Here is a 21957-nt window from a genome sequence, read left to right as displayed (position 1 = left end):
GACTTTTGGCACCGATACTTGTTGATGCATGACTGACATCCAGCGCCCCGACCCCGATGCTTTGATTGCGCAACTGCGCGCCCAGGAAGAGCAGACCCAGCGGGGCAGGCTGCGCATCTACTTCGGTGCCAATGCCGGGGTCGGCAAGACCTGGGCCATGCTCAGTGCCGCGCAGCGCGAGCGGCGCGCGGGGCGCGACATCCTCATCGGCGTGGTGGAAACCCATGGTCGCGCGGAAACCGCTGCGTTGCTGGAGGGGCTGGAGTCGCTGCCCCTGAAGCAGGTGGAGTACCGGGGCAGGACGCTTTCCGAGTTCGATCTGGATGCGGCCCTGGCCCGCAAGCCTGCCATCTTGCTGGTGGATGAACTCGCGCATTCCAACGTGCAGGGTTCCCGCCACGCCAAGCGCTGGCAGGATGTGCAGGAGCTGCTGGCTGCCGGCATCGACGTGTGGACGGCACTCAATGTGCAGCATCTGGAGAGCCTGAACGGCACGGTGGGGGCCATCACCGGTGTGCGTGTGCACGAAACGGTGCCCGACACCGTTCTGGACAACGCCGACGAAGTGGTGCTGGTCGATGCCACGCCCGACGAGCTGATCGCCCGCCTGGGCGCTGGCAAGGTCTACGTGCCCCAGCAGGCCGAACGTGCGGCGCAGAGCTTTTTCCGCAAGGGCAACCTGATAGCCCTGCGGGAGATTGCGCTGCGGCGCACGGCGGAGCACGTGGAAGACGATGTGCTGGGCTGGCGGGTGGAGCAGTCGGGCGCTTCCGGCAGCCGCGTGGGCAGTGCCTGGAACACCTCGGGCAGCATCCTGGCCTGTGTCGGGCCCCACGAAGACGCGGCGCAGACAGTGCGCACAGCCGCCCGCCTGGCGGGGCAGCTCAATGTGAAGTGGCATGCCGCCTATGTGGAGACGCCAAGGCTGCAGCGCCTGGGCGCAGCCCAGCGCGACAGGATTCTGGCCGTGCTGCAACTGGCGCAGGAGCTGGGTGCCGAGACGGCCGTGCTCACGGGCGACCGCGTGGCGCCGGCCCTGGCGGCGCAGGCGCTGCATCTGAACTGCGCCACCCTGGTGCTGGGGCGCCCCGCCGCGCGGGCGGGCTGGCGCAAACTTTTCACTTCCAAGGGTGTTGCGCGCGAGTTGGCCGAACGGGCGCCTTCGCTCGACATCGTCGAGGCAGCGCATGCGGGTAGCTCGCGGCGCCTGCCTCGGGCGCTGTGGGACCGCAACATCGGCCTGGATGATGACGGGGATGCGGGCGAGCCCGGCGCAGGGCGCTATCGCTGGCAGGGGTTTTTGTGGGCGCTGGGCGCCAGCATTGCCGTCACGGTGCTGGCGACACCGCTGCATGGTTTACTGGAGCTCACCAACATCGTGATGCTCTACCTGGTGGGGGTTGTCGCGGTGGCCATGCGTTTTGGGCGCGTGCCCGCAGCGATGGCAGCGTTGCTGAATGTGTTGGCGTTCGACTTCTTCTTCGTCTCGCCGCGCCTGTCGTTCGCGGTGAGCGATGTGCAGTACGTCGTCACCTTTGCGGTGATGCTGGGCGTGGGGCTGCTGGTGGGGCAGCTCACGGCCGGGTTGCGGTTTGCCGCCGGGGTGTCGATCAGCCGGGAGCGGCGGGCCCAGTCGCTGTTTGAGCTGACGCGCGAGCTGTCTGCGGCGCTGGAGACCAGCCAGGTCATCGAGATCGGCGCGGCGGCCGTGCAGGGGCACTTCGGGGGCCGCGCCGTGGTGGTGGCGCTGGACGCGTCGGACCGTCTTGAATACCCCGACGATGTGCCGCCGGGCTTTGACAAAAGCGTGGCGGACTGGACGCTGCGCCAGGGGCAGAGCGCGGGCCTGGCCACCAACACCCTGGCCGCGCAGGCCTGGCGCTATGAGCCGCTGAAGGCCCCCATGCGCGTGCGTGGTGTGCTGGCGCTGGAGCCTGCGCAGCCCCGCTGGCTGCTGATCCCCGAGCAGGCCCAACAGCTCGACACCCTGGCCCGGCAGATCGCCATTGCCCTGGAGCGTGTGCACTATGTGGACATTGCGCAGCAGGCCGTGGTGGACATGGAGTCTGAACGCCTGCGCAATGCCTTGCTGGGAGCGGTATCGCACGATGTGCGCACCCCCCTCACGGCCCTGATCACGCTCGCCGAATCGTTGCAGGTCGCTCCGCCGCAAGAGACAGACACCGTGGCCAAGGCCATCGTGCGCCAGGCGCACCAGCTCAATGCGCTGGTCAGCAACCTGCTGGACATGGCGCGGCTGGAGAGCGATGTGTCGGGGCAGAGCGTCCATCTGCGGCGTGACTGGCAGTCGGTGGAGGAGGTGGTCGGCTCTGCCATCCGGGCCGCCCGACCAGCGCTGGGCGACATGCCTGTGCGCACCGAGGTGCCTGCCGACCTGCCGCTGGTGGAGTTCGACCCTGTGCTCATCGAGCGCGTGCTGGTCAACCTTCTGGAGAATGCGGCCAAATACGGCGCGGGGCCGGTGGTGGTGAAAGCATCCACCACCGACAACATGCTGGTGCTGAAGGTGCGCGACCATGGCCCGGGCCTGCCCGCCTCGGTGCGTGGCAAAGAGCACACCCTGTTTGAAAAATTCACCCGGGGCCAGGCGGAATCCGCCACCCCGGGCGTGGGTCTGGGGCTGGCGATCTGCAAGGCCGTCGTCCAAGCGCATGGCGGTGCGATCTCTGCCGCCAGTGCGGAAGGGGGCGGGGCAGAATTCACGGTGACCCTGGCGCGGCGCGAGCCGCCGCCCGACCCCGGTTTGAGCGAGATGGAGCGGGGCGTTTCTGCCCCTTGAGAAAACAATGCAGATACGTACCGTTTTGGTGATCGAGGACGAGCCGCAGATCCGGCGCTTTGTGCGCAGCGCGCTGGAGGCCGAGGGCTGGCAGGTGCACGAGGCGGGAACCCTGCGCGAGGGCCTTTCTGCCGCAGGCACCCGCCACCCCGACCTGCTGGTGCTGGACCTGGGGCTGCCCGATGGCGATGGGGTGGAGCTGATCCGCGATGTGCGGGGCTGGTCCGCCGTGCCCATCATCGTGTTGTCCGCACGCACCGATGAGACCGACAAGATCGCGGCACTCGACGCGGGTGCTGACGACTACCTCACCAAACCCTTTGGCACCGGCGAGTTGCTGGCGCGGGTGCGGGCCAACCTGCGCAGGCCCCGCGCCGCCACCGGCAACGGGCTGGTGCAGGAGGCGGCGGAGCCCCTGTTCCATTTCGGCGATGTCGAGGTGGACCGCAGTGCGCGCCTGGTGCGCAAGGCGGGTGTGGAGGTGCACCTGACCCCCACCGAGTACCGCATGCTCATGGTGCTGGTGGCGAATGCGGGTCGGGTCATCACCCAAAAGCAGCTGCTGCGCGAGGTGTGGGGGCCCATGCGGTCGGACCAGAGCCACTACCTGCGCATCTACATGGGGCACCTGCGCCAAAAGTTGGAGGCCGACCCCGCGCAGCCCCGCCATCTGCTCACCGAGTCGGGGGTGGGATACCGGCTGGCGGTGTAGGGCTGGCGCCAGCCCTGCGCACCCGCGCACATGCGTGGGGAGCCCCGCTGGATTGACAGCGATTTGATGTCCGCCCCCGCATTTTTTACGAACGATTTACGCCGGATTTCCTAGACTGACAGCATGTTCAACACCGGCCACAAGTGCCCCTGCCGGGGGCTCCGTGTGGTGAAAACATGCTGATGAAGAGTTGCCCCCGTATGGGCTTGCACCGGGTTTACCTGTTGCCTCTGGGGGAGAGTGATGGCGATCCCACCGGGTTGGTGCTGGTTCCGTTCACCACGCCGTATGCCGATGGGCAGAGCCTGCGCGCGAGGCTGCAGGCCGTGCTCGGGCAGCAGCTGCGCGGATACAGCCTGGCGTTCGACGTGCCCCGCCACACGGCCAAGGGCACTTTGTACATCCTGCGGCGCGACCTGGAGAGTGCCAAGCGTTGCCTGGCCTCTGGCCTGCCGCAGCTCGAGATTGGCTGCGCGGCCAGCGGGTCTTGCGCGGGGGCAGTTTCATGCCACTGAACCATTGCAGCGCGCAGCGGTGCCCAATCATTGAGGCTGGCTTTGTGCGCAGCGCCCTGTGCGGCATGCGCCAGGAGCTGCTGCGCCATGGTTGATTGGATCGCATTGTTGTTGGCCGTGATGGTGCTCGTGGTTCCGATCGGAGTGGGGTGGGTGGCATTGAAGCTGTCTGACCGCAAGGCGCAGCGGCCCCGTGGGGACTGCCCGTGAAGCGACCACCATCGACGGATGAGCGGGGCGTCGCAACGGCGGGCCCTGCAGATTTACCCGCACTGGAGCAGCTGGAAAACGCCGCGTTCTCCAGCGACAGGATTTCGCGCAGGAGCTGGGTGCGTCTGTTGTTGAGCCCCTCGGCCCGCGTGCTGGTGGTCCGATCGGGACAGACATTGGGTGGGGCCTGCGTGGTATTGCGCCGCGAAGGATCGTCCGTGGCACGCCTGTACTCCATAGCGGTGGCACCGTCCGTGCGGCGCGCGGGCGTGGCCAGTGGGCTGCTGGCGGCGGCGATCCGCGATGCGCGTGATGCGGGCTGTGCGGTGCTGCGGCTGGAGAGCAGGGCTGGCAACCTGTCGGCGCACCGTCTGTTCGCGCGCCACGGCTTTGTGCACACCGGTTGCAAAACCGCTTACTACGAGGATGGCGAACAGGCCCTGTGCTTTCAGAAGGACCTGTTCGATGGCGCATTGGCCCAGGCGGCGGCGTCGTACCAGGTGCGCCACTATGCGCAGACGCTGGACTTCACCTGTGGCCCCTGTGCGCTGCTGATGGCGATGTCCGCCATGGACCCGGCCATGCCGGTGAACCAGGCGGCCGAGATCCGCCTGTGGCGCGAGGCCACCACGGTGTTCATGGCCGCAGGCCATGGCGGGTGTGGGCCCTTCGGGTTGGCGCATGCCGCACTGGCCCACGGCTTTGAGGTGTCGGTGTATGCGGCTGCCGGTGCATCGCTGTTCATGGACAGCGTGCGCGACCCCCGCAAGAAGGACGTGATCCAGTTGGTGGAGAACGACTTCAGGGCAGCACTGGAGGCGCGCCAGGTGCCGATCCATGCGCGGCCCGTGTCGCCTGACAGCGTGATCGAGCAACTGCGGGCGGGGCGCCTGCCCATTGTGCTCATCAGCTTGTGGCGCCTGCACCGGGAAAAGACGCCGCACTGGGTGGTCATCACCGGTTTCGACGGTGCGGTGTTTCGCCTGCTGGACCCCATGGCACGTTCCGGTGATCCGGACGGCGGTGTGTCCATCAGCTGGAGTGAATTCAAGAAAGTCGCAAGGTATGGGCGCCGTGGGCGCACTGCGGCCGTCATCCTTTCTGGAAAGAAATAAATTGTCCTCAGAACATGTCATCGTGGTGGAAAAACTGGCCGACTTTCGATGGAGCCAGCCCGACATCAAGGTCATCACGGCAGAGCAATTCGTTGCAGAGCAGCCGCTGCACCGTGGGCGCGTGCGCAAGGTCACCAACCTGTGCAGGAGCTACGGCTACCTCAGCATGGGCTACTACTGCTCGCTGCTGGCCGAGGCGCGTGGTGACCGCGTAACGCCCAGTGTGGACACCATCCTGAGCCTGCAGCGCAAACGCCTCGAGCCTTCGGCGCTGGCGCAGCTGAACCGGCTGATTGGTCCGCTCAAGGAGATACCGCGCTCGGTGAACACACTGACGCTGCATGTCTTCTTCGGGATCATGGACGACCCGTCACTGGCTGCGCTGGCTCGCAAAAGCTTCGAGCTGTTCCGTTGCCCGCTGATGGAGGTCACGCTGGAGAGGCAGGAGCAGTCGGCCCAATGGCAGATCGGTGGCCTGCAGGCGCTGGACCTGCGCGATGTCGATGCCGCGCGCGACGAGGTCTTCGTGCAAGCCCTGCTCCAGTACACACGGCGTAGCTGGCGCCCCATGATCGCGATGCCCCAGCCGCGCATGGACCTGGCGGTGCTGCACGACCCGCACGATCGTCTCCCGCCGTCCAACCTCAAGACCCTGCGCAAGCTGGTCGATGTGGGGCAGGAGATGGGCATTGCCGTGGAACTGATCGAAAAAAAGGACCTGGCGCGGCTGACCCAGTTTGATGCACTCTTCATCCGCGAGACCACGGCCGTGACCCACCACACCTTCCAGTTCGCGCGCAAAGCCATGGCGGAGGGCATGCCGGTCATCGACGACCCCGCGTCCATCCTGCGCTGCACCAACAAGGCTTTTCTGGCGGAGTTGCTGCGCGAGCATGCCATTGCCACCCCGCTCACGCACATGGTCAGCCGCCGCACGCTGGCCGACATGCAGCACCGGCTGGCCTACCCGGTGGTGGTGAAGGTGCCGGACGGTGCGTTCAGCCGCAGTGTGAAAAAGGCGGAGAACTTTGAACAGCTGCATGGCATCGCCCGGGACATGCTCAAGGAGTCGGAAATCATCCTCGTGCAGGAGTTCATGTACACCGACTTCGACTGGCGCATCGGCGTGCTGGCAGGCCAGGCCATCTTTGCAGCGAAGTACTTCATGTGCGACGGCCACTGGCAGATCCTGCAACACACGGCCAATGGCAAGTACACCGAGGGCCGGGTGCAGGCCATACCGCTGGACCAGGTGCCCCCGCAGGTGCTGGCGGCGGCTGTCAGCTCTGCCCGCCTGGTGGGCGATGGTTTCTATGGCGTGGACCTGAAGGCCACGGCGTCCGGGGTGTACGTGATCGAGATCAACGACAACCCGAACCTCGATGTGGGGGTGGAGGACGCAGCCTTGGGCGATGGCCTGTACCGCTTGCTGCTCACCCATTTCCTCAGGCAGGTGGAGCAGCGCTTCAGCAACAGCCGCGTGGTGGGCGGCCTGGATCACCAGCCCGCCCTGGGCCTGGCGGTGGCTGCGGGCTAGCGCGTGTTGTCCGTTGGCGGGTCGGCACCCGACATTGGCCCGATTGCAAAGGGAGGGTGTGGGCAGATGGTGGGGCTGCTCACACCCGCTCTTTCTTCTGTGGGGACGCGGCAGTGTGCGATTGATTTGCTATCAAATAAGTAGCATGTAGCGCTTTGTGGATGCGCGAGGGCCGCTTTTTCTCTTGTTTTCTTGGTTTGTGTCTGTGCCGCGCTCACCAACAGACGCCAGTCCTGCGCCTGCTTGCCGCGCAGCCCGCACAGGTGTGGATACGGCGGGGGCTTGGGGCTGGTTCATCATGGCTGTCATGGCAGTTGCTTGTGCCTGACTGGTGAATGGGGCTGCGACCAGGGCATGCGGGCGCAGCCCCCGTGGCCGGCAGACGGTGCGATGATTGGCGGGCCCTCTGCCGCACTGCCGCTGCCTTGGCATCCTCCCAAATCCGGTGTGGCTGCTGCAGGCGGGCGCTTGATCTTCAGCCCCCCATGACCCAGGCAACGCCCCACCAGTCCCCCGTCTCGAATCCGCTGGATTCAATCGCCCCGTTGCTGTTTGTCGCGCTCTGGAGCACGGGCTTCATCGGTGCCAAGCTGGGCTTGCCCTACATCGAGCCGCTGACCTTCCTGGGGCTGCGCTTTGCCATCGTCACCGTGCTCATGCTGGCCGTGGTGGCGCTGGCGCGCGCGCCCTGGCCCCCGGCAGGCAGGGCCTGGGGGCACATCGCAGTGTCGGGCCTGCTGGTGCATGGCGTGTACCTGGGCGGGGTGTTCATGGCCATCGGGCACGGGTTGCCGTCGGGCATCACGGCGCTGGTGGTGGGCTTGCAGCCTCTGTTGACCGCACTGGTCGCGGGCGCCTTGCTGGGCGAGAAGGTGCGGCCCGCGCAGTGGGTTGGGCTGGGGTTGGGGTTCAGCGGCGTGGCGCTGGTGGTGGCGGGCAAGGTGGCGACCGTGCCTGCCGGGGCCTTGGCGGGCATGCTGCTGCCCGCCCTGGTGGCGCTGCTGGGCATCACGGCGGGAACGCTGTACCAGAAGCGGTTCTGCCCCTCGTTCGACCTGCGCACGGGCTCGGTGATCCAGTACCTGCCGTGTGCCGTCGCCATGGCGGTGCTGGCCTATGCGACTGAAACCATGGCGATCACATGGAGCGGTGAGTTCGTGTTCGCGCTGGGCTGGCTGGTGCTGGTGCTGTCCCTGGGCGCCGTCAGTTTGCTGAATGTGCTGATCCGCCGCGGCGGCGCGGTGAACGTGGCCAGCCTGTTCTACCTGACCCCGCCCACGACCGCGCTGATCGCCTGGGCCGTGTTTGGAGAGACGCTCAGCGGCTGGGCGCTGGCGGGCATGGCGCTGGCGGCTGCGGGGGTGTGGCTGGCCAGGCAGGCTCGATAGCGGTCGCGTGTCCCTCCGATTGGGGTCATGCGGGCATTGCCTGAACTCGCGCTGCTCCTACCTTGCTATGCAGGGCTGGAGCGGTCTCGGAAGTCGTGTGCCCATGAGAAAGCCCGCAAGGTGGGCTGGGAGCCAGGAGCGCTCGCATCCTGATGCTCGAAGTGAAGGGTGACGCCCTCACTCGTTGTGAGTATCACTGCAAGCGGTGGTTGCGTTGGAACGACCGAGCGGATTTCGAGGCCTCTTGACTTCGCTAGGATCAAGAATTCATTGAGTGGCCTGCTGTGGCGCAGCAGCGCCGTGTCCGTCAGTTTGAGAGGGCCGCCGCGAGGGCGTCCTGAGAAGAAACAGTCTGAGAACAACGTATACATCAGCAATGGCGCATCGAAATGAAATTCGATGACGCCGTAGGCCAGGATGACTGGAAAACAGCGCTCATCTCCAGCACGATAGGGTCCATTGGGGCCGATGGGCCCGTACATCTCGATGCTGTCTGGTTGACCGAAGATTTTCGTAATGTCTTCGGGCGAGCAATTTCTTTTTGGCGTAAGAGGCCCAAACCAGCCGGACTGAAGAAATTCGAAAAGCGATATCTGAAGCTTCTTGTTTTTCATCTTCGAGTTTGGGCGCGCTTCAGTGCATCACAGCTTGCGCAGCCGCTCCAGCGCGGCGCGCAGCGTCTCGTCCTTCTTGGCGAAGCAGAACCGCACCACGCGCTGGTCGAATCCGTCGCCGTAGAACGCCGACAGCGGAATCGCCGCCACGCCCACTTCGCGGGTGAGCCACTGGCAGAAGTCCGATTCGTTCAAGTCGCTCACGGCAGAGATGTCCACGCACTGGAAATAGCTGCCGGTGCTGGGCAGCAGCTTCAGGCGCGAGTCCGCCAGGCCCTGGCGGAACAGGTCGCGCTTGGCCTGGTAGAACGCGGGCAGCTGCAGGTAGGGCGCCGGGTCTTGCAGGTAGGCGGCCAGGCCGTGCTGCATGGGCGTGTTCACGGTGAACACGTTGAACTGGTGCACCTTGCGGAATTCGGCCGTCAGCGCTGCAGGGGCCGCCACGGTGCCGACCTTCCAGCCGGTGACGTGGAAGGTCTTGCCAAAGCTCGACACGATGAACGCGCGCGCCGCCAGGCCCGCAAAGCGCGCGGCGCTTTCGTGCTCGGCGCCGTCGAACACCATGTGCTCGTACACCTCGTCGCTGATGAGCAGGATGTCGGTGGGAGCGAGCAGGTCTTCGAGCTGGCGCATCTCCTCGGCCGTCCAGATCGTGGCGCTGGGGTTGTGCGGGCTGTTGATGAGGATGGCGCGGGTGCGGGGCGTGATGGCCGCGCTGATCTTGCCGAAGTCGGGCCGGAAGCTGCCGGGCGTGAGCGGCACGCGCACCGCCTTGCCGCCCGCCAGTTCGATGTTGGGCACGTAGCTGTCGTAGCAGGGGTCGAGCACGATGACCTCGTCGCCCGGGTGCACGACGGCCAGGATGGCGGTGATGATGGCCTGCGTGGCGCCGGCCGTGATGGTGATCTCGGTGTTGGGGTGGTAGGCCCGGCCATGCAGCGCTTCGATCTTGCGGGCCACGGCCTCGCGCAGCACCGGCACGCCGGGCATGGGCGGGTACTGGTTGTGGCCGGCCTGCATGGCCGCCGTGACGGCGTTCACCAGCTCGGGGGCGCATTCAAAGTCGGGAAAGCCCTGGCCCAGGTTGACGGCCTGGTGCTCTGCGGCCAGTGCCGACATCACGGTGAAGATGGTGGTGCCCACGTTGGGCAACTTGCTGGGGAAGGACGGAGTGCTCATCGCGTGGTGTCAATCATGGGAAATCAGCGCGGCGTTTGTCGGCCCGAAGGCCGCGGAGCAGGCCAAGCCAGCGGACGCCTTGGAACTGGCTTTGCCAGGCCACCGGCGGCGTCCCCCTGGAGGGGGAAGCCGCGAAGCGGCTCAGGGGGTGTTTCAAAGTTCGTAGTCGTTGACATGGCCGGTCATCGCGCGGGCGATGAGTTCGCGGCTCAGGCGGTCGCTGAGCAGCTCGGCAAACTTGTAGACGAAGTTGCGCAGGTAGGCGCCGCGCTTGAAGGCCACGCGCGCCACGCTCTGGCCGAACAGGTGGCCCACGGGGCGCACCACCAGGTCGCCCAGCGGGTCGTCGCGCATGGCCATCTCGGCCACGATGCCGATGCCCAGGCCCAGGCGCACGTAGGTCTTGATCACGTCCGAGTCGATGGCTTCGAGCACGATGCGCGGCTGCAGCTTGCGGGCGGCAAAGGCGTGGTCGATCTTGCCGCGGCCGGTGAACGAGGGGTGGTAGGTGATCAGGGCTTCGTGGGCCAGGTCATCGAGGCCGATGCGCTCTTTTTGCGCCAACGGGTGGTCGGTGGGCACCACCAGCACGTGCTGCCATTCGTAGCAGGGCAGGGTGACCAGCTCGGGGTAGTCCGCCAGGGATTCGGTGGCCATGCCGATCTCGGCCACCTCGTCGATGATCATGCGGGCCACTTCGTGCGGCGTGGCCTGGTGCAGGCTGATATTGACCTTGGGGTAGGCCTCGCGCAGGCGGGCCACCGGCACCGGCAGCACGTAGCGGGCCTGGGTGTGGGTGGTGGCGATGCTGAGCGTGCCGCTGTCCTGCGCGCTGAACTGCTCGCCGATGCGCTTCAAGTTGCCCACCTCGCGCATGATGACTTCGATGCTCTTGAGCACATGCTGGCCCGGCTCAGTGATGCGCTTGAGGCGTTTGCCATGGCGCGCGAAGATGTCCACGCCCAATTCTTCTTCCAGCTCGATGATGGCTTTGGAGACACCGGGCTGGGAGGTGTGCAGGGCCTTGGCGGCCTCGGTCAGGTTGAGGTTGCGACGCGCGGCCTCTTGCACAAAACGGAATTGGTGCAGATTCATATCTGATATCGCCTAAAGAGTTGCATCATTATGCTGCAACCATCTAAAGAAATCAGACGACCCTGCCGGATTTATCGCTCGGCCGGGCTCTCGCAGGCAATGTCGGCCATCAGGGCGGTCATGCGCGGGTCTTCGCCGATGGCCTGCTGCACATGGAATTGCGTGGCGGGGTGGGCGCTGCGCAGCGCCTGCACCAGCACCGGAAGGTCTTCCCGCGCGTGCTTGCCCGTGCCCAGAAACATCGGCACTACGGTGATCTGCGCGGCACCCTGCGCTACCAGCTGGGCAGCGGCCTCGGGCAAGCTGGGGCTGCACAGCTCCAGGTACGCGCAGGCCACGGGCCGCTCGGGGTGGGCGGCCGCAATGCGGGTGGCGACGGCCTCCATGGGCGCGCGCCACAGGGGGTCGCGTGATCCGTGGGCGAACAGGATGATGGCGCTGAGGCTCATGGCAGGGGGGGGTGTTTCAAGGGGGGCAGCTAGCGCCTGAGCACCAGCCAGCCGAAGGCGGCCAGGGACAGCACGGAGTAGATCAGCCCGGGCGCGGCGGCGGTCAGCCACGGCGACCAGTTCTGCAGGTTGCCTGCGTAGCCGAACACGTTGTTGAGCAGGAAGAAGCTGATGCCCGCCATCACCCCTCCGAACACATAGCCCGCAATGCCGCCCGAGCGGAAATGCAGGTAGGCAAAAGGCAGGGCCAGCACCACCATCACCAGGCACGAAAGCGGGTAGAACACCTTGCGCCAGAACTCGATCTCGTAGCGCTGGGCGGACTGTCCGTTGGCATCCAGATGCCGGATGTACTGGAACAGGTCGATGGTGGCCATGCGGTCGGGCTTGAGCAGCGAGGCAGCGACCATGTCGGCACTGATGCGCGTGGGCCACTGCAGCGTGGGGGTGTCCAGGTGCTCGACCCGGGCCCCGTCGGTGCCGCGCTGCTCGAACTTGCTGCGCTGCACCTTTTCAAGCTCCCAGGCGCCATCGGGCCCGAACTGCCCGGAGGCGGCACGTGTTTGCGATGCCAGTCGGCCCTTGCCGTCGAATTCAAAAATGCGCACGTCCAGCATGCCGCCGTTCGGGGTGAGTGCGCGCACGTTCACCGCGAAGGAGTGGTCTTCCTGGCGCTCCTTGAGCCACGCACCGGTGGCCCCCGTGGTCAGGCGGCCCAGGTAACGCACCTTCACCAACTGGGCCGCTCGGTCGGTCAGCGGCGCGATGTAGTCGCCCACCGCGAACGTGAACAGCACGAACACGCCGCCCAGCGTCAGCAGGGTGCGCAGCGCCCGCCACGGGCCCATGCCGCTCGTGCGCATGATGGTGAACTCCGAGCTTTGCGCCAGGCGCGCCATCACGAAGATGGTGCCGATGAGCACCGTGATGGGCAGCAGTTCGTACAGGTGGCTGGGAATGCTGAGCACCACGAACAGGAAGGCGTGCGACAGCTGGTAGCCCTCCGCGCCCGTCCTGCCTACCCAGCGCAGTTCGTCCACCAGGTCAAAGAAGAAGAACAGGGCCAGGAACCCGGCGGTCACGAAGGTGACGGCCAGCAGGGCTTCGCGGTGGATGAGTCGGCGGATGGTTTTCATGGGGCGCTCCGGGGCGTCGGGCCTGCCTGCCAGAGCCGGCGGATGGTCCATTGGTTGTGGCGCGCGGCCAGCACCAGCAGCGAAGCCACCAGCATGCCGCCGTGCAGCAGCACCATGAAGCTGGCCAGGCCGAGCCTGCCGGCCCCGACCCAGCTTTGCCCCAGGGTCATGAGGTTGTAGTAGACGATGAAGGCAAAGAGCGCGAACACCAGGCTGGTGCTGCGCGCGGCCCGCGGGTTGACGCTGGCCACGGCCAGGCCCAGCACCACGAAGTTCAGGGCCGCAAGCGCGAGGCCGATGCGCCAGCCCAGTTCGGCCTGGAAGGCGGGCAGGGGGTTCATCACCAGTTCATGCGTGGCGCGGGTCTTGACAGACAGTTCTTCGGCCGACCCCGAGGGCGCCGAGCCGATGCGGGTGCCGTATTCGGAGAACTCGCTCACCTTCACGCCGGGTTTGTCGCGCGTGGTCTCCAGGCGCTGGCCGTCCGTCAGCAGGGCCATGCGCTCGCCGTTCTGGGTCTCCAGCCGCGCACTGCGCGCCGATGTCACGGACTCCCGCGTGCCGTCGGTGGCGGCGATGAAGATGTTGTTGCCGGTCTGCGTGTCCGCGCTTTCCTTGTCGATGAAGAACACGCGGCTGCCGTTGGAGGATTCCTGGAATTCGCCCGGCGCGATGCGGTCGATGTCGCTGCGCTGCTCGTAGCGGGTCTTGAGTTCCTGGATCTGCGAGTTGGCCCAGGGCCAGACCAGCAGCGAAAGAACGGCGACCACCGCCATCACCGGCCAGGCAAACCGCACCAGGGGCTTGAGCAGGCTGATGAGGCCGCGGCCGCTGGCGAACCAGATGACCATCTCGCTGTCGCGGTACATGCGCGACAGCGTGCCGACCACGGCGATGAAGAGGCTCAGGCTCAGGATGGTGGGCAGCTGCCCGAGGACGGTGAAGCCCATGACCAGCATCACATCGGATGGACTGACACTGCCCCGGGAGGCCTGGCCGAGGGTGCGGATCAGCATCATGGTCATGACCACGGTCACCAGCACCACGAGCGTCGCACCGAAGCTGCGCGCCAGCTCCTTGCGGATGGATGAATCGAATAACATTGGCTCGCAGCCTGTAGAGCACGCTGAAAAAGGAAAACATCGATTATGAACTTTGATCTCAAGACCCTTGAACTCACTGCGGCCGCGTCGGAAAAATGCGATCTGCTGATCGCGCTCATCCCCGAGGGGTTCAAGCCCGGGAAGGACGCGCTGTCCACCCTGGCTGCGCAGGCGCTCAAGAATGGAGATCTGGCCACCAAGGCGGGCAAGAGCCTGCAGCTCTACCAGGCCGCCGGCACCGCCGCCCGCCGGTTGATCCTGCTGGGCGCGGGCGACGGTGCGGCCCGTGCCGTGCGCCAGGCGCTGCTGGCCGTGGGCGGCGCCATCAAGGCGCCGCAGACCAAGCGCGTGGTCGTGTGTTTTGCCGCCAAGGCGCAGGCGGGGGCCGTGAATGCCGCCGTGCAGGCGGTGGCCGAGGCCAGCTATGTCTACACCACCACCAAGTCCAAGGTGGAGGCGCGGGCCCTGAGTCGCTGCGTGGTGGGCGTGCACAGCGCGGCCGACGTGCGCGAGGCCTTTGATACCGGCGTGGCCTTGGTCTCGGGCGTCGAGTTTGCGCGCGAATGGGGCAACCGCCCTGCCAACCACGCCACGCCGACCCTGCTGGCCGATGCCGCCAAGACCCTGGCCAAGCTGCCGCGCATCCAGTGCAAGGTGCACGGCCCGGCGGAAGTCGCCCGCCTGGGCATGGGCGCCTTCCTGGCCGTGGCGCGCGGCTCGGAAGAGCCCCTGCGCTTCATCGAGCTGCGCTACAGCGGTGCGGCCAAGGACAAGGCACCGGTGGTGCTGGTGGGCAAGGGCATCACCTTCGACACCGGTGGCATCTCCATCAAGCCCGCGGCCGAGATGGACGAAATGAAGTTCGACATGTGCGGCGCCGCCAGCGTGCTGGGCGTGTTCCGCGCGCTGGGCGAGCTGCAGCCCGACATCAACGTGGTCGGCCTGATTCCGGCCTGCGAGAACATGCCCGACGGCCGCGCGGTCAAGCCCGGCGACGTGGTCACCAGCATGAGCGGCCAGACCATCGAGATCCTGAACACCGATGCCGAAGGCCGCCTGGTGCTGTGCGATGCACTGACCTATGCCGCGCGCCTGAAGCCCGCCGCCGTGGTGGACATCGCCACCTTGACGGGTGCCTGCGTGATCGCCCTGGGCGGCGTGCGCAGCGGGCTGTTTGCCAACAACGATGCGCTGGCCACGGCGCTGCAGGACGCAGGTGACACTGCGCAGGACCTGTGCTGGCGCATGCCGCTCGACGACGACTACGCCGACGGGCTCAAGAGCAATTTTGCGGACATGGGCAATGTGGCGGGCCGCGCGGGCGGATCGATCACCGCAGCCAAGTTTTTGCAAAAGTATGTGGGCGACCTGCCCTGGGCGCACCTGGACATCGCCGGCACCGCCTGGAAGGGCGGGGCGGCCAAGGGCTCCACCGGCCGTCCCGTGGGACTGCTGGTGCAGTACCTGCTGAACGAAGCCGGCGCGACCGCCGGCAAGGCTGCCAAGGCGGCCAAAGTGACCAAGGCTGCCAGGCCCGCATCGGCCGCTGCAGCCGCTGGTGCGCCGCGCGCCGCCACCGCCAAGCCCGCGTCGAACCGGCGCACGGCCAAGGCCGGCGGCGCCTGAGTCCTGCAGGGCACAGCGCATGACCGAAGTCGCCTTTCACTTCAATGCCCCCGACAAGCTGGCGTACGCATGCCGGTTTGCGCGCAAGGTACAGCGCAGCGGCGCGCGCCTGGTGATCTCGGCGCCCGCCGACACGCTGGTGGCGCTCGACCGCATGCTCTGGGCGCTGGCACCGCAGGACTTTGTGGCGCACTGCCGTGACGACGCCGACGAAGAACTGGTGCACGCATCGCCCGTGCTGCTGGCCATTGACGCACGCACCGCTGCGCACCACGAGGTGCTGCTGAATCTGCATGCCGAAGTGCCCGAAGGCTTCGGCCGGTTCGACCGCCTGGTCGAGGTGGTGAGTGCGCAGGATGAGTCGGACCGCATGCAGGCACGGGCGCGCTGGAAGCACTATGCATCGCGCGGCTACGCCATCACCCGCCACGACCTCGTGCTGAAAGCCGGCTGATGGCACAGCAACCCCCTCGCACGCCGCCCCGCTTTGTTCCCACGCTCACCGAAGTGGTGCAAACGCCGGATGCCGTGCCTGCACACGGGGCGCCCGGTGCGCCCCTGGCGCCTGCTTCGCCGGTTGCAGCCGGGCGCACCACGGTGGTCTCGTCGCCCTTGCCGCCAGTGGTGCGGCCCGCCGCAGCGGGTGTCGCTGCGCCCGCGGTGCAGGTGTCTGCCGTGCGACCGCCGTTGCCCAGCGCGCAACCGCCCGCGGTGATGACCCAGCGGCCTGCACCGGCACCGGCACCCGTGCCGGCATCGATCCCCGCTCCAGCAGCGGCCTCCGGGTCTGCAGGTGTGTCAGCGTCAGCGTCAGCGACCGCGTCTGCGCCAGTGGCATCAGCCAATGCGAACACCGCGGCAAGCCCGCTGGCAGCGGCTGCCAGCGCGGGTGTACTCACCCGGCGGCTGCCCGCGGTCGATGCGCCCGCGCCGCCGCCTGCCAGTGCGCCCCGCGCCATGGTGGCGCCACCCGCTGTGGCCCGCGCGCTGCCCGATGGCTTCGAGGAATACATGGTGCACCGCGTGATGCAGCGTGTCGACGTTGTGCTGGATCAACGTCTGCGCGAAGCGATCGCCACAGTGGTGCAAGAGCAGACAAGATCGGTGCTGCCGCGGCTGCGCGAAGAGATCGAATCGGTGGTCCGCCACGCGGTGTACGAGGCCGTGGCCGATGAGTTGGCGAGTGGCACGCCTGTGGCGCCCAAGGGTTAACAGGGTATTCCCCTGTGGTTTCCCCCACATTTAATCGTGTTCCCTAATGATCTGGCCCGTAAATTGCGATATGTTCCCCTGCGTTGAGACACAAGAACATTCTCAGCGTTTATCTTTACTGGAGATTGATATGCAATTGAAGTTGAAACTGACCGTGGTTGCTGCTATCGCGGCTGCTGCTGGTGTGGCCTCTGCACAAGAGCAGGTGGTCAAGATCGGCCACGTGGCTCCGGTTTCCGGCGCCCAAGCCCACTACGGCAAGGACAACGAAAATGGCGCCCGCATGGCCATTGAAGAGCTGAACACTCAAGGCATCACCATCGGTGGCAAGAAGATCAAGTTCGAGCTGCAGGCCGAAGACGATGCTGCTGACCCCAAGCAAGGCACCGCTGCCGCACAAAAGCTGTGCGACTCCAAGGTCGCAGGCGTTGTGGGCCACCTCAACTCCGGTACCACCATCCCCGCTTCCAAGGTTTACAACGACTGCGGTATCCCGCACGTGACCGGTGCTGCCACCAACCCCAACCTGACCAAGCCTGGCTACAAGACCACGTTCCGCATCATCGCCAACGACAACGCCCTGGGCGCTGGCCTAGCGTTCTACGCTGTGGACACCCTGAAGCTCAAGACCGTCGCCATCATCGATGACCGTACCGCTTACGGCCAAGGCGTGGCAGACGTGTTCAAGAAGACCGCAGCCGCCAAGGGCATGAAGGTGGTGGACGAGCAGTTCACGACCGACAAGGCCACCGACTTCATGGCGATCCTGACCGCCATCAAGGCCAAGAACCCTGACGCCATCTTCTTCGGCGGCATGGACCCACAAGCCGGCCCCATGCTGCGTCAGCTGGAACAGTTGGGCATGGGCAACGTGAAGTACTTCGGTGGTGACGGCGTCTGCACGTCGGAAATCGCCAAGCTGGCTGCCGGTGCCAAGACCCTGGCCAACGTGATCTGCGCTGAAGGCGGCTCTTCGCTGGCCAAGATGCCTGGCGGTACCGCCTGGAAGGCCAAGTACGATGCCAAGTTCCCCAACCAGTTCCAGGTGTACAGCCCCTACACCTACGACGCCACGTACCTGATCGTGGACGCCATGAAGCGTGCCAACTCGGTCGACCCCAAGGTCTACACCCCCGAGCTGCTCAAGTCCAACTTCAAGGGCGTGACCTCCACGATCGCCTTCGAACCCAATGGCGAAATGAAGAACCCCGCCATCACCTTGTACAACTACAAGGACGGCAAGAAGACGCCTCTGTAATTCAGAGCGGCTTCCCTTCTCTGTCTGGTGCAGCATTCAGTGCTGCACCGGCAGGCGCAAAAAAGGCTTCCTTCATGGAAGCCTTTTTTTATGGGTGGTGTGTCCGTGTGCGGCGCTGATCGATGCCCGATGCCTGGCGGCGCAATGCAGGCCCGGTGATGATCCCGGTATGCGGGCTTGCACCGCGACCGGTCAAGGCTGGAGATTCAGTGTGGGGCCGGTCAGAGGCCGCCTGGGTGCGACCCTGGTCACCCGTCTACCGAACAGGGCGCGCACCAAAGCCTCAGCGGCGCACCTGCAGCGATCCGGGATTCACGATATTGGTGGGCGTGCCCTTGATGAAATTCACCACGTTGTCGAACGCAGCGCCGAAGTACAGCTCGTAGCTGTCCTGCTCCACATAACCGATGTGCGGCGTGCAGATGCAGTTCTCGAGCCGCAGCAGGGCATGGCCTTGCAATATGGGCTCGCTTTCGAAAACGTCGACCGCTGCCATGCCAGGGCGGCCGCGGTTGAGTGCGGCAATCAGGGCATCAGGCTCGATCAGCTCCGCGCGGGAGGTGTTGACCAGCAGGGCCGTGGGCTTCATGCAGGACAGGTCTTCCAGCGACACGATGCCGCGTGTCTCATCGTTCAGGCGCAGGTGCAGCGAGATCACATCGCACTGCGCGAAGAATTCTTCGCGCGTGGTGGCTGCCTGGTAGCCGTCCGTCAGGGCCTGCGCACGCGACGCTTCGCGGCCCCAGATGCGGACGTTCATGCCGAAAGCGCGCCCATAGCCCGCCACCAGCTGGCCGATGCGGCCGTAGCCCCAGACACCGAGCGTCTTGCCGCGCAGCACATTGCCCAGCCCGAAGTTGGGTGGCATGGAGGCCGCTTTGAGGCCCGACTGCTGCCAGGCGCCGTGCTTGAGGTTGGAGATGTACTGCGGCAGCCTGCGCATGGCGGCCATCACCAGCGACCATGTCAGTTCTGCAGGAGCCACCGGCGAGCCGATGCCCTCTGCCACGGCGATGCCGCGTTCGGTGCAGGCGGCCACGTCCACGTGGCTGCCGACCTTGCCGGTCTGCGCAATCAGCTTGAGCCGGGGGAGCTTTTCCACCAACTGCCGCGTGATCTGCGTGCGCTCGCGGACCAGGACGATGATGTCTGCATCCTTGAGTCTGACGGAAAGTTGGCCCAGCCCCTTGACGGTGTTGGTGTAGACCTTGGCTGTGTATGCGTCGAGCCGAGAGGCGCAATGGAGCTTGCGCACTGCATCCTGGTAGTCGTCGAGAATCACGATGTTCATCCCGACATTGTGCCTTGGCACGCAGCGCCGCACTGCACTGGCAGGTCTTCGGGGGGCCCAAAACGCCAGCTTTTGGTGACGGATTGTCGCGGCGGCTGCCGCAGCCGCACGGAGTGGATGGGCTGCGCAAGTCTGGCGAGTGCAGCAGAGCCGACCGCGGCCACGAAGCAGGTGTTGTCAGCGTTTTTTGGTGCCAGTGCTCACAGCACGCCGCGTCGCGACGGCACTGTTTGCAGCACCCTGTGCGGGTTGCAAGCCCGAGGCCGGTGCAGCACCGGCGCGCCGGCCGCCAGCCGCCACCCGCCGGCCTGGGCAGCGATGATCTTTCTACGCTTGGAGCGCCTCGCACGCAGCCATGCGGTCGAGTTCTGCACACACGTCGGCCATGCGGCCTGCGATCACCAGGCGGCCGCTGGCGTGGGATACCTTGCGCACGGCCGGCACGGGCCGTGAGGGCAGCGCGCTGGATGCGATGGACGCCATGAATGCATCACGGCTGCTGCCGCAGGGTGCAGACAGAAACGACCGGTTGGCCGCCACGGAGGTGCGGGCGGCGGATGCCTTGGGCTCGGGTGGAGCCGGCTGGACGGTGAAGGGCCAGTTGCCCCGCAAAGGGCGGAGACGTGGTGACCCTGCGCTGCGCTGGTCGCCGGCAGGCCCGCCATGGCCCGGCGTGCCATGCTCGCCCGGCGGGTTGGCGCTGGCAGGTGGTGATGAAGCCGGGGCGCCAGCGCGTGGGGCTTCGTCCAGGCGGACGAGGTTGTGCAGCCAGCGCGACAGATTCTGCAGCGAATGGGGCAGGGCGGCGGACAGGGTGGACAAGGCAATTCCCATGTGAAAACTCCGAAAGTCGGGGGTTGGACATAGGCAGGATTGCAATGACAACCGGCACCGCAGGGCTGGCGTACCGACGTTGTGCCGGTACACCAAACGCCCGCCACCTGCGGCGCGGCCAGGCAGGGGGCTCTACATGAGCATGGTGTTGCGGATCAAGCCGACGGCCAGGCCTTCGATTTCAAAGGGCTCGCCAGGCTGGACCACGATGACGGGGTAGTCGGGGTTCTCGGGCAGCAGCTCGATGGCGGTGGCCGTGCGGCGCAGGCGCTTGACGGTGACGTCCTCGCCCAGGCGGGCCACGATGATCTGGCCGTTGCGTGCCTCACGGGTGGACTGCACAGCCAGCAGGTCGCCGTCCATGATGCCGGCGTCGCGCATGGACATGCCGCGCACCTTGAGCAGGTAGTCGGGCTTGTGCTGGAACAGGCTGTTTTCCACGCTGTAGGTCTGGTCGACATGTTCTTGCGCGAGAATCGGCGAGCCCGCCGCCACGCGGCCGATGAGCGGAAGCACCAGCTGAGACAGGCCCGGGATGGGCAGGCTGAACTGGCTGCCGCGTGCTGCATTGATGGAGCGCACCGTGTCGCTGCGCAGACGGATTCCGCGGGATGTGCCGCTGACCAGCTCGATCACGCCTTTGCGGGCCAGCGCTTGCAGGTGCTCTTCGGCGGCGTTGGCCGACTTGAAGCCCAGCTCGGCCGCGATTTCTGCGCGGGTGGGGGGCGCACCGGTACGGGCGATGGCGGTCTGGATGAGGTCCAGGATCTGCTGCTGGCGGGCGGTCAGTTTCGGGTTGTCGAGCATGGTGGTTTCCGGTGGAGACGCTACAGTGGCGAACAACTGTTTTTTAATCCAGTAACTGTATTTTTCACCAGTTTTTCGGAGTACGCAAGTGAGTGGGCAAAAAATTGTGGTTTTGGGCACAGGTGGAACCATCGCGGGCACCTCGGCCCAGGCCGGCGACAACATCGGCTACACGGCCGCCCAGGTGGGCGTGGAGCAGCTGCTGGCCGCCGTGCCGGGGCTGACCCTGGCAGCCGGCGGCGCCACCCTGCAGGCCGAGCAGGTGGCCCAGCTCGACAGCAAGGACATGGACATGTCGGTGTGGCAGGCGCTGGCCGTGCGCTGCGCGCAGCTGTTGCAGGACCCCGCCGTGCAGGGCGTGGTCATCACCCACGGTACCGACACGCTGGAGGAAACCGCGTGGTTTCTGAGCTTGGTTCTGGATGCGCGGTCCAAGCCCGTGGTGCTGACGTGCGCCATGCGCCCGGCCAGCGCGCTCACCCCCGATGGCCCGCAGAACCTGCTGGACGCGGTGGCCGTGGCCACCACGCAGGGCGCGCAGGGCGTGGTGTCGGTGGCGGCGGGTGAGGTGCATGGCGCGCGCCATGTGCAGAAGGTGCATCCGTACCGCGTCCATGCATTCAGCTCCGGCGACGCCGGGCCGCTGGGGTGGGTGGAGGAGGGCCGGGTCCGCCTGGTGCAGGATTGGCCTCTGGCGCCCGCTGAGAAAGCGCCATTAGCTATTGAAAAGATAGCGAATGCCGCCGTGTGGCCGCGGGTCGAGATCCTCCTGAACCATGCAGGTGCAAGCGGCGCCATCGTGGACGCGCTGGTGCGCGATGGCGTGCAGGGCCTGGTGGTGGCCTGTACCGGCAACGGCACGATCCACCATGCGCTCGAGGCCGCGCTGCTCAAGGCGCAGGATGTGGGCGTGCGCGTGGTGCGTTCCACCCGCTGCCCCGAAGGCCAGGTGCTGCCCAAGCCGGGCGATGCCCTGCCGGATTCGCGGGGGCTTTCGCCCGTCAAGGCGCGCATCTCGCTGATGCTGGACCTGCTCTCGCATTGACGCGCGGCCGAGCAGTCCACAACACACTACA

At 66.3% G+C, this 21957-nt stretch carries 20 protein-coding genes; 11 read left to right on the top strand and 9 right to left on the bottom strand.

The window, feature by feature from the left end; translation table 11 throughout:
* The first annotated feature begins 28 nt into the window (after positions 1 to 28).
* The 6 genes from ACIGHN_RS13730 (at position 29) to ACIGHN_RS13705 (ending at position 8277) form a co-directional block, all read left to right on the top strand.
* Positions 29 to 2800, top strand: a complete 2772-nt coding sequence (locus tag ACIGHN_RS13730) for a DUF4118 domain-containing protein (protein ID WP_396504814.1) — start codon at positions 29 to 31, stop codon at positions 2798 to 2800.
* 7 nt (positions 2801 to 2807) lie between these two features.
* Positions 2808 to 3512, top strand: a complete 705-nt coding sequence (gene kdpE / locus ACIGHN_RS13725; RefSeq protein ID WP_094291090.1) for a two-component system response regulator KdpE — start codon at positions 2808 to 2810, stop codon at positions 3510 to 3512.
* Positions 3513 to 3688: 176 nt separating this feature from the next.
* The gene (locus ACIGHN_RS13720) at positions 3689 to 4027 is read left to right on the top strand and encodes a hypothetical protein (RefSeq protein ID WP_396504812.1); all 339 of its coding nucleotides are present in this window, start codon (positions 3689 to 3691) and stop codon (positions 4025 to 4027) included.
* 206 nt (positions 4028 to 4233) lie between these two features.
* Entirely contained in the window at positions 4234 to 5352 is a 1119-nt protein-coding gene (locus ACIGHN_RS13715) for a GNAT family N-acetyltransferase/peptidase C39 family protein (RefSeq protein ID WP_396504811.1), read from the top strand.
* A gap of 1 nt (position 5353) precedes the next feature.
* Positions 5354 to 6889 (top strand): RimK family protein, encoded by a 1536-nt coding sequence (locus ACIGHN_RS13710; RefSeq protein WP_396504809.1) that lies wholly within the window; start codon positions 5354 to 5356, stop codon positions 6887 to 6889.
* Positions 6890 to 7374: 485 nt separating this feature from the next.
* On the top strand, positions 7375 to 8277 hold the full coding sequence (locus ACIGHN_RS13705) for a DMT family transporter (RefSeq protein ID WP_396504808.1): 903 nt from the start codon (positions 7375 to 7377) through the stop codon (positions 8275 to 8277).
* Between the two features lie 65 nt (positions 8278 to 8342).
* On the opposite strand, the gene ACIGHN_RS13700 is transcribed toward ACIGHN_RS13705, so the two are convergent.
* From ACIGHN_RS13700 to lptF, 6 genes are all read right to left on the bottom strand, one after another.
* Complete coding sequence (locus tag ACIGHN_RS13700) at positions 8343 to 8891, bottom strand: hypothetical protein (protein WP_396504806.1); 549 nt, start codon at positions 8889 to 8891, stop codon at positions 8343 to 8345.
* A gap of 27 nt (positions 8892 to 8918) precedes the next feature.
* Positions 8919 to 10070: a pyridoxal phosphate-dependent aminotransferase gene (locus tag ACIGHN_RS13695; RefSeq protein ID WP_396504805.1), complete on the bottom strand. Its 1152-nt coding sequence runs from the start codon at positions 10068 to 10070 to the stop codon at positions 8919 to 8921.
* Between the two features lie 153 nt (positions 10071 to 10223).
* Complete coding sequence (locus tag ACIGHN_RS13690) at positions 10224 to 11165, bottom strand: CysB family HTH-type transcriptional regulator (protein ID WP_056165626.1); 942 nt, start codon at positions 11163 to 11165, stop codon at positions 10224 to 10226.
* A gap of 71 nt (positions 11166 to 11236) precedes the next feature.
* The gene (locus tag ACIGHN_RS13685) at positions 11237 to 11614 is read right to left on the bottom strand and encodes a sirohydrochlorin chelatase (RefSeq protein ID WP_396504804.1); all 378 of its coding nucleotides are present in this window, start codon (positions 11612 to 11614) and stop codon (positions 11237 to 11239) included.
* Between the two features lie 29 nt (positions 11615 to 11643).
* Positions 11644 to 12750 (bottom strand): LPS export ABC transporter permease LptG, encoded by a 1107-nt coding sequence (gene lptG, locus ACIGHN_RS13680; protein WP_056414872.1) that lies wholly within the window; start codon positions 12748 to 12750, stop codon positions 11644 to 11646.
* Complete coding sequence (lptF, locus tag ACIGHN_RS13675; RefSeq protein WP_396504803.1) at positions 12747 to 13853, bottom strand: LPS export ABC transporter permease LptF; 1107 nt, start codon at positions 13851 to 13853, stop codon at positions 12747 to 12749. Before lptF ends, lptG begins: the two co-directional genes overlap by 4 nt.
* A gap of 45 nt (positions 13854 to 13898) precedes the next feature.
* Between lptF and ACIGHN_RS13670 the strand changes: the two genes are divergently transcribed.
* From ACIGHN_RS13670 to ACIGHN_RS13655, 4 genes are all read left to right on the top strand, one after another.
* Positions 13899 to 15479 carry a leucyl aminopeptidase gene (locus ACIGHN_RS13670; RefSeq protein ID WP_396504802.1) on the top strand — a complete coding sequence of 527 codons (1581 nt, stop codon included), beginning with the start codon at positions 13899 to 13901 and terminating at the stop codon, positions 15477 to 15479.
* Between the two features lie 19 nt (positions 15480 to 15498).
* Entirely contained in the window at positions 15499 to 15933 is a 435-nt protein-coding gene (locus ACIGHN_RS13665) for a DNA polymerase III subunit chi (RefSeq protein ID WP_396504801.1), read from the top strand.
* A complete protein-coding gene (locus tag ACIGHN_RS13660) occupies positions 15933 to 16691 on the top strand; it encodes a hypothetical protein (RefSeq protein WP_396504799.1) in 759 nt (252 codons plus the stop codon). Before ACIGHN_RS13665 ends, ACIGHN_RS13660 begins: the two co-directional genes overlap by 1 nt.
* A gap of 130 nt (positions 16692 to 16821) precedes the next feature.
* Positions 16822 to 17949, top strand: coding sequence for a branched-chain amino acid ABC transporter substrate-binding protein (locus tag ACIGHN_RS13655; RefSeq protein ID WP_056414743.1), 1128 nt, complete (start codon positions 16822 to 16824; stop codon positions 17947 to 17949).
* A gap of 283 nt (positions 17950 to 18232) precedes the next feature.
* On the opposite strand, the gene ACIGHN_RS13650 is transcribed toward ACIGHN_RS13655, so the two are convergent.
* The 3 genes from ACIGHN_RS13650 to lexA form a co-directional block, all read right to left on the bottom strand.
* Positions 18233 to 19240 (bottom strand): D-2-hydroxyacid dehydrogenase family protein, encoded by a 1008-nt coding sequence (locus ACIGHN_RS13650; RefSeq protein ID WP_056414746.1) that lies wholly within the window; start codon positions 19238 to 19240, stop codon positions 18233 to 18235.
* A 327-nt stretch (positions 19241 to 19567) separates the two neighbouring features.
* Positions 19568 to 20074 carry a hypothetical protein gene (locus ACIGHN_RS13645; protein WP_396504798.1) on the bottom strand — a complete coding sequence of 169 codons (507 nt, stop codon included), beginning with the start codon at positions 20072 to 20074 and terminating at the stop codon, positions 19568 to 19570.
* A 132-nt stretch (positions 20075 to 20206) separates the two neighbouring features.
* Positions 20207 to 20881, bottom strand: a complete 675-nt coding sequence (gene lexA / locus ACIGHN_RS13640) for a transcriptional repressor LexA (RefSeq protein WP_056414752.1) — start codon at positions 20879 to 20881, stop codon at positions 20207 to 20209.
* A gap of 112 nt (positions 20882 to 20993) precedes the next feature.
* Between lexA and ACIGHN_RS13635 the strand changes: the two genes are divergently transcribed.
* Entirely contained in the window at positions 20994 to 21926 is a 933-nt protein-coding gene (locus ACIGHN_RS13635) for an asparaginase (RefSeq protein ID WP_396504797.1), read from the top strand.
* Positions 21927 to 21957 lie beyond the last annotated feature (31 nt).

Origin of the sequence: Acidovorax sp. NPDC077693 (assembly GCF_044542805.1) — a bacterium.
Taxonomy (GTDB): domain Bacteria; phylum Pseudomonadota; class Gammaproteobacteria; order Burkholderiales; family Burkholderiaceae_C; genus Acidovorax.
This window is presented reverse-complemented; position numbering and strand designations above follow the sequence as displayed.

What these genes read in the sequence shown, in the direction of transcription:
- ACIGHN_RS13730 (WP_396504814.1), top strand. Translation starts at nt 29, where the DNA reads ATGACTGACATCCAGCGCCCCGACCCCGATGCTTTGATTGCGCAACTG.
- kdpE (WP_094291090.1), top strand. Translation starts at nt 2,808, where the DNA reads ATGCAGATACGTACCGTTTTGGTGATCGAGGACGAGCCGCAGATCCGG.
- ACIGHN_RS13720 (WP_396504812.1), top strand. Translation starts at nt 3,689, where the DNA reads ATGCTGATGAAGAGTTGCCCCCGTATGGGCTTGCACCGGGTTTACCTG.
- ACIGHN_RS13705 (WP_396504808.1), top strand. Translation starts at nt 7,375, where the DNA reads ATGACCCAGGCAACGCCCCACCAGTCCCCCGTCTCGAATCCGCTGGAT.
- ACIGHN_RS13700 (WP_396504806.1), bottom strand. Translation starts at nt 8,891, where the DNA reads ATGAAAAACAAGAAGCTTCAGATATCGCTTTTCGAATTTCTTCAGTCC.
- ACIGHN_RS13695 (WP_396504805.1), bottom strand. Translation starts at nt 10,070, where the DNA reads ATGAGCACTCCGTCCTTCCCCAGCAAGTTGCCCAACGTGGGCACCACC.
- ACIGHN_RS13690 (WP_056165626.1), bottom strand. Translation starts at nt 11,165, where the DNA reads ATGAATCTGCACCAATTCCGTTTTGTGCAAGAGGCCGCGCGTCGCAAC.
- ACIGHN_RS13685 (WP_396504804.1), bottom strand. Translation starts at nt 11,614, where the DNA reads ATGAGCCTCAGCGCCATCATCCTGTTCGCCCACGGATCACGCGACCCC.
- lptG (WP_056414872.1), bottom strand. Translation starts at nt 12,750, where the DNA reads ATGAAAACCATCCGCCGACTCATCCACCGCGAAGCCCTGCTGGCCGTC.
- lptF (WP_396504803.1), bottom strand. Translation starts at nt 13,853, where the DNA reads ATGTTATTCGATTCATCCATCCGCAAGGAGCTGGCGCGCAGCTTCGGT.
- ACIGHN_RS13670 (WP_396504802.1), top strand. Translation starts at nt 13,899, where the DNA reads ATGAACTTTGATCTCAAGACCCTTGAACTCACTGCGGCCGCGTCGGAA.
- ACIGHN_RS13665 (WP_396504801.1), top strand. Translation starts at nt 15,499, where the DNA reads ATGACCGAAGTCGCCTTTCACTTCAATGCCCCCGACAAGCTGGCGTAC.
- ACIGHN_RS13660 (WP_396504799.1), top strand. Translation starts at nt 15,933, where the DNA reads ATGGCACAGCAACCCCCTCGCACGCCGCCCCGCTTTGTTCCCACGCTC.
- ACIGHN_RS13655 (WP_056414743.1), top strand. Translation starts at nt 16,822, where the DNA reads ATGCAATTGAAGTTGAAACTGACCGTGGTTGCTGCTATCGCGGCTGCT.
- ACIGHN_RS13650 (WP_056414746.1), bottom strand. Translation starts at nt 19,240, where the DNA reads ATGAACATCGTGATTCTCGACGACTACCAGGATGCAGTGCGCAAGCTC.
- ACIGHN_RS13645 (WP_396504798.1), bottom strand. Translation starts at nt 20,074, where the DNA reads ATGGGAATTGCCTTGTCCACCCTGTCCGCCGCCCTGCCCCATTCGCTG.
- lexA (WP_056414752.1), bottom strand. Translation starts at nt 20,881, where the DNA reads ATGCTCGACAACCCGAAACTGACCGCCCGCCAGCAGCAGATCCTGGAC.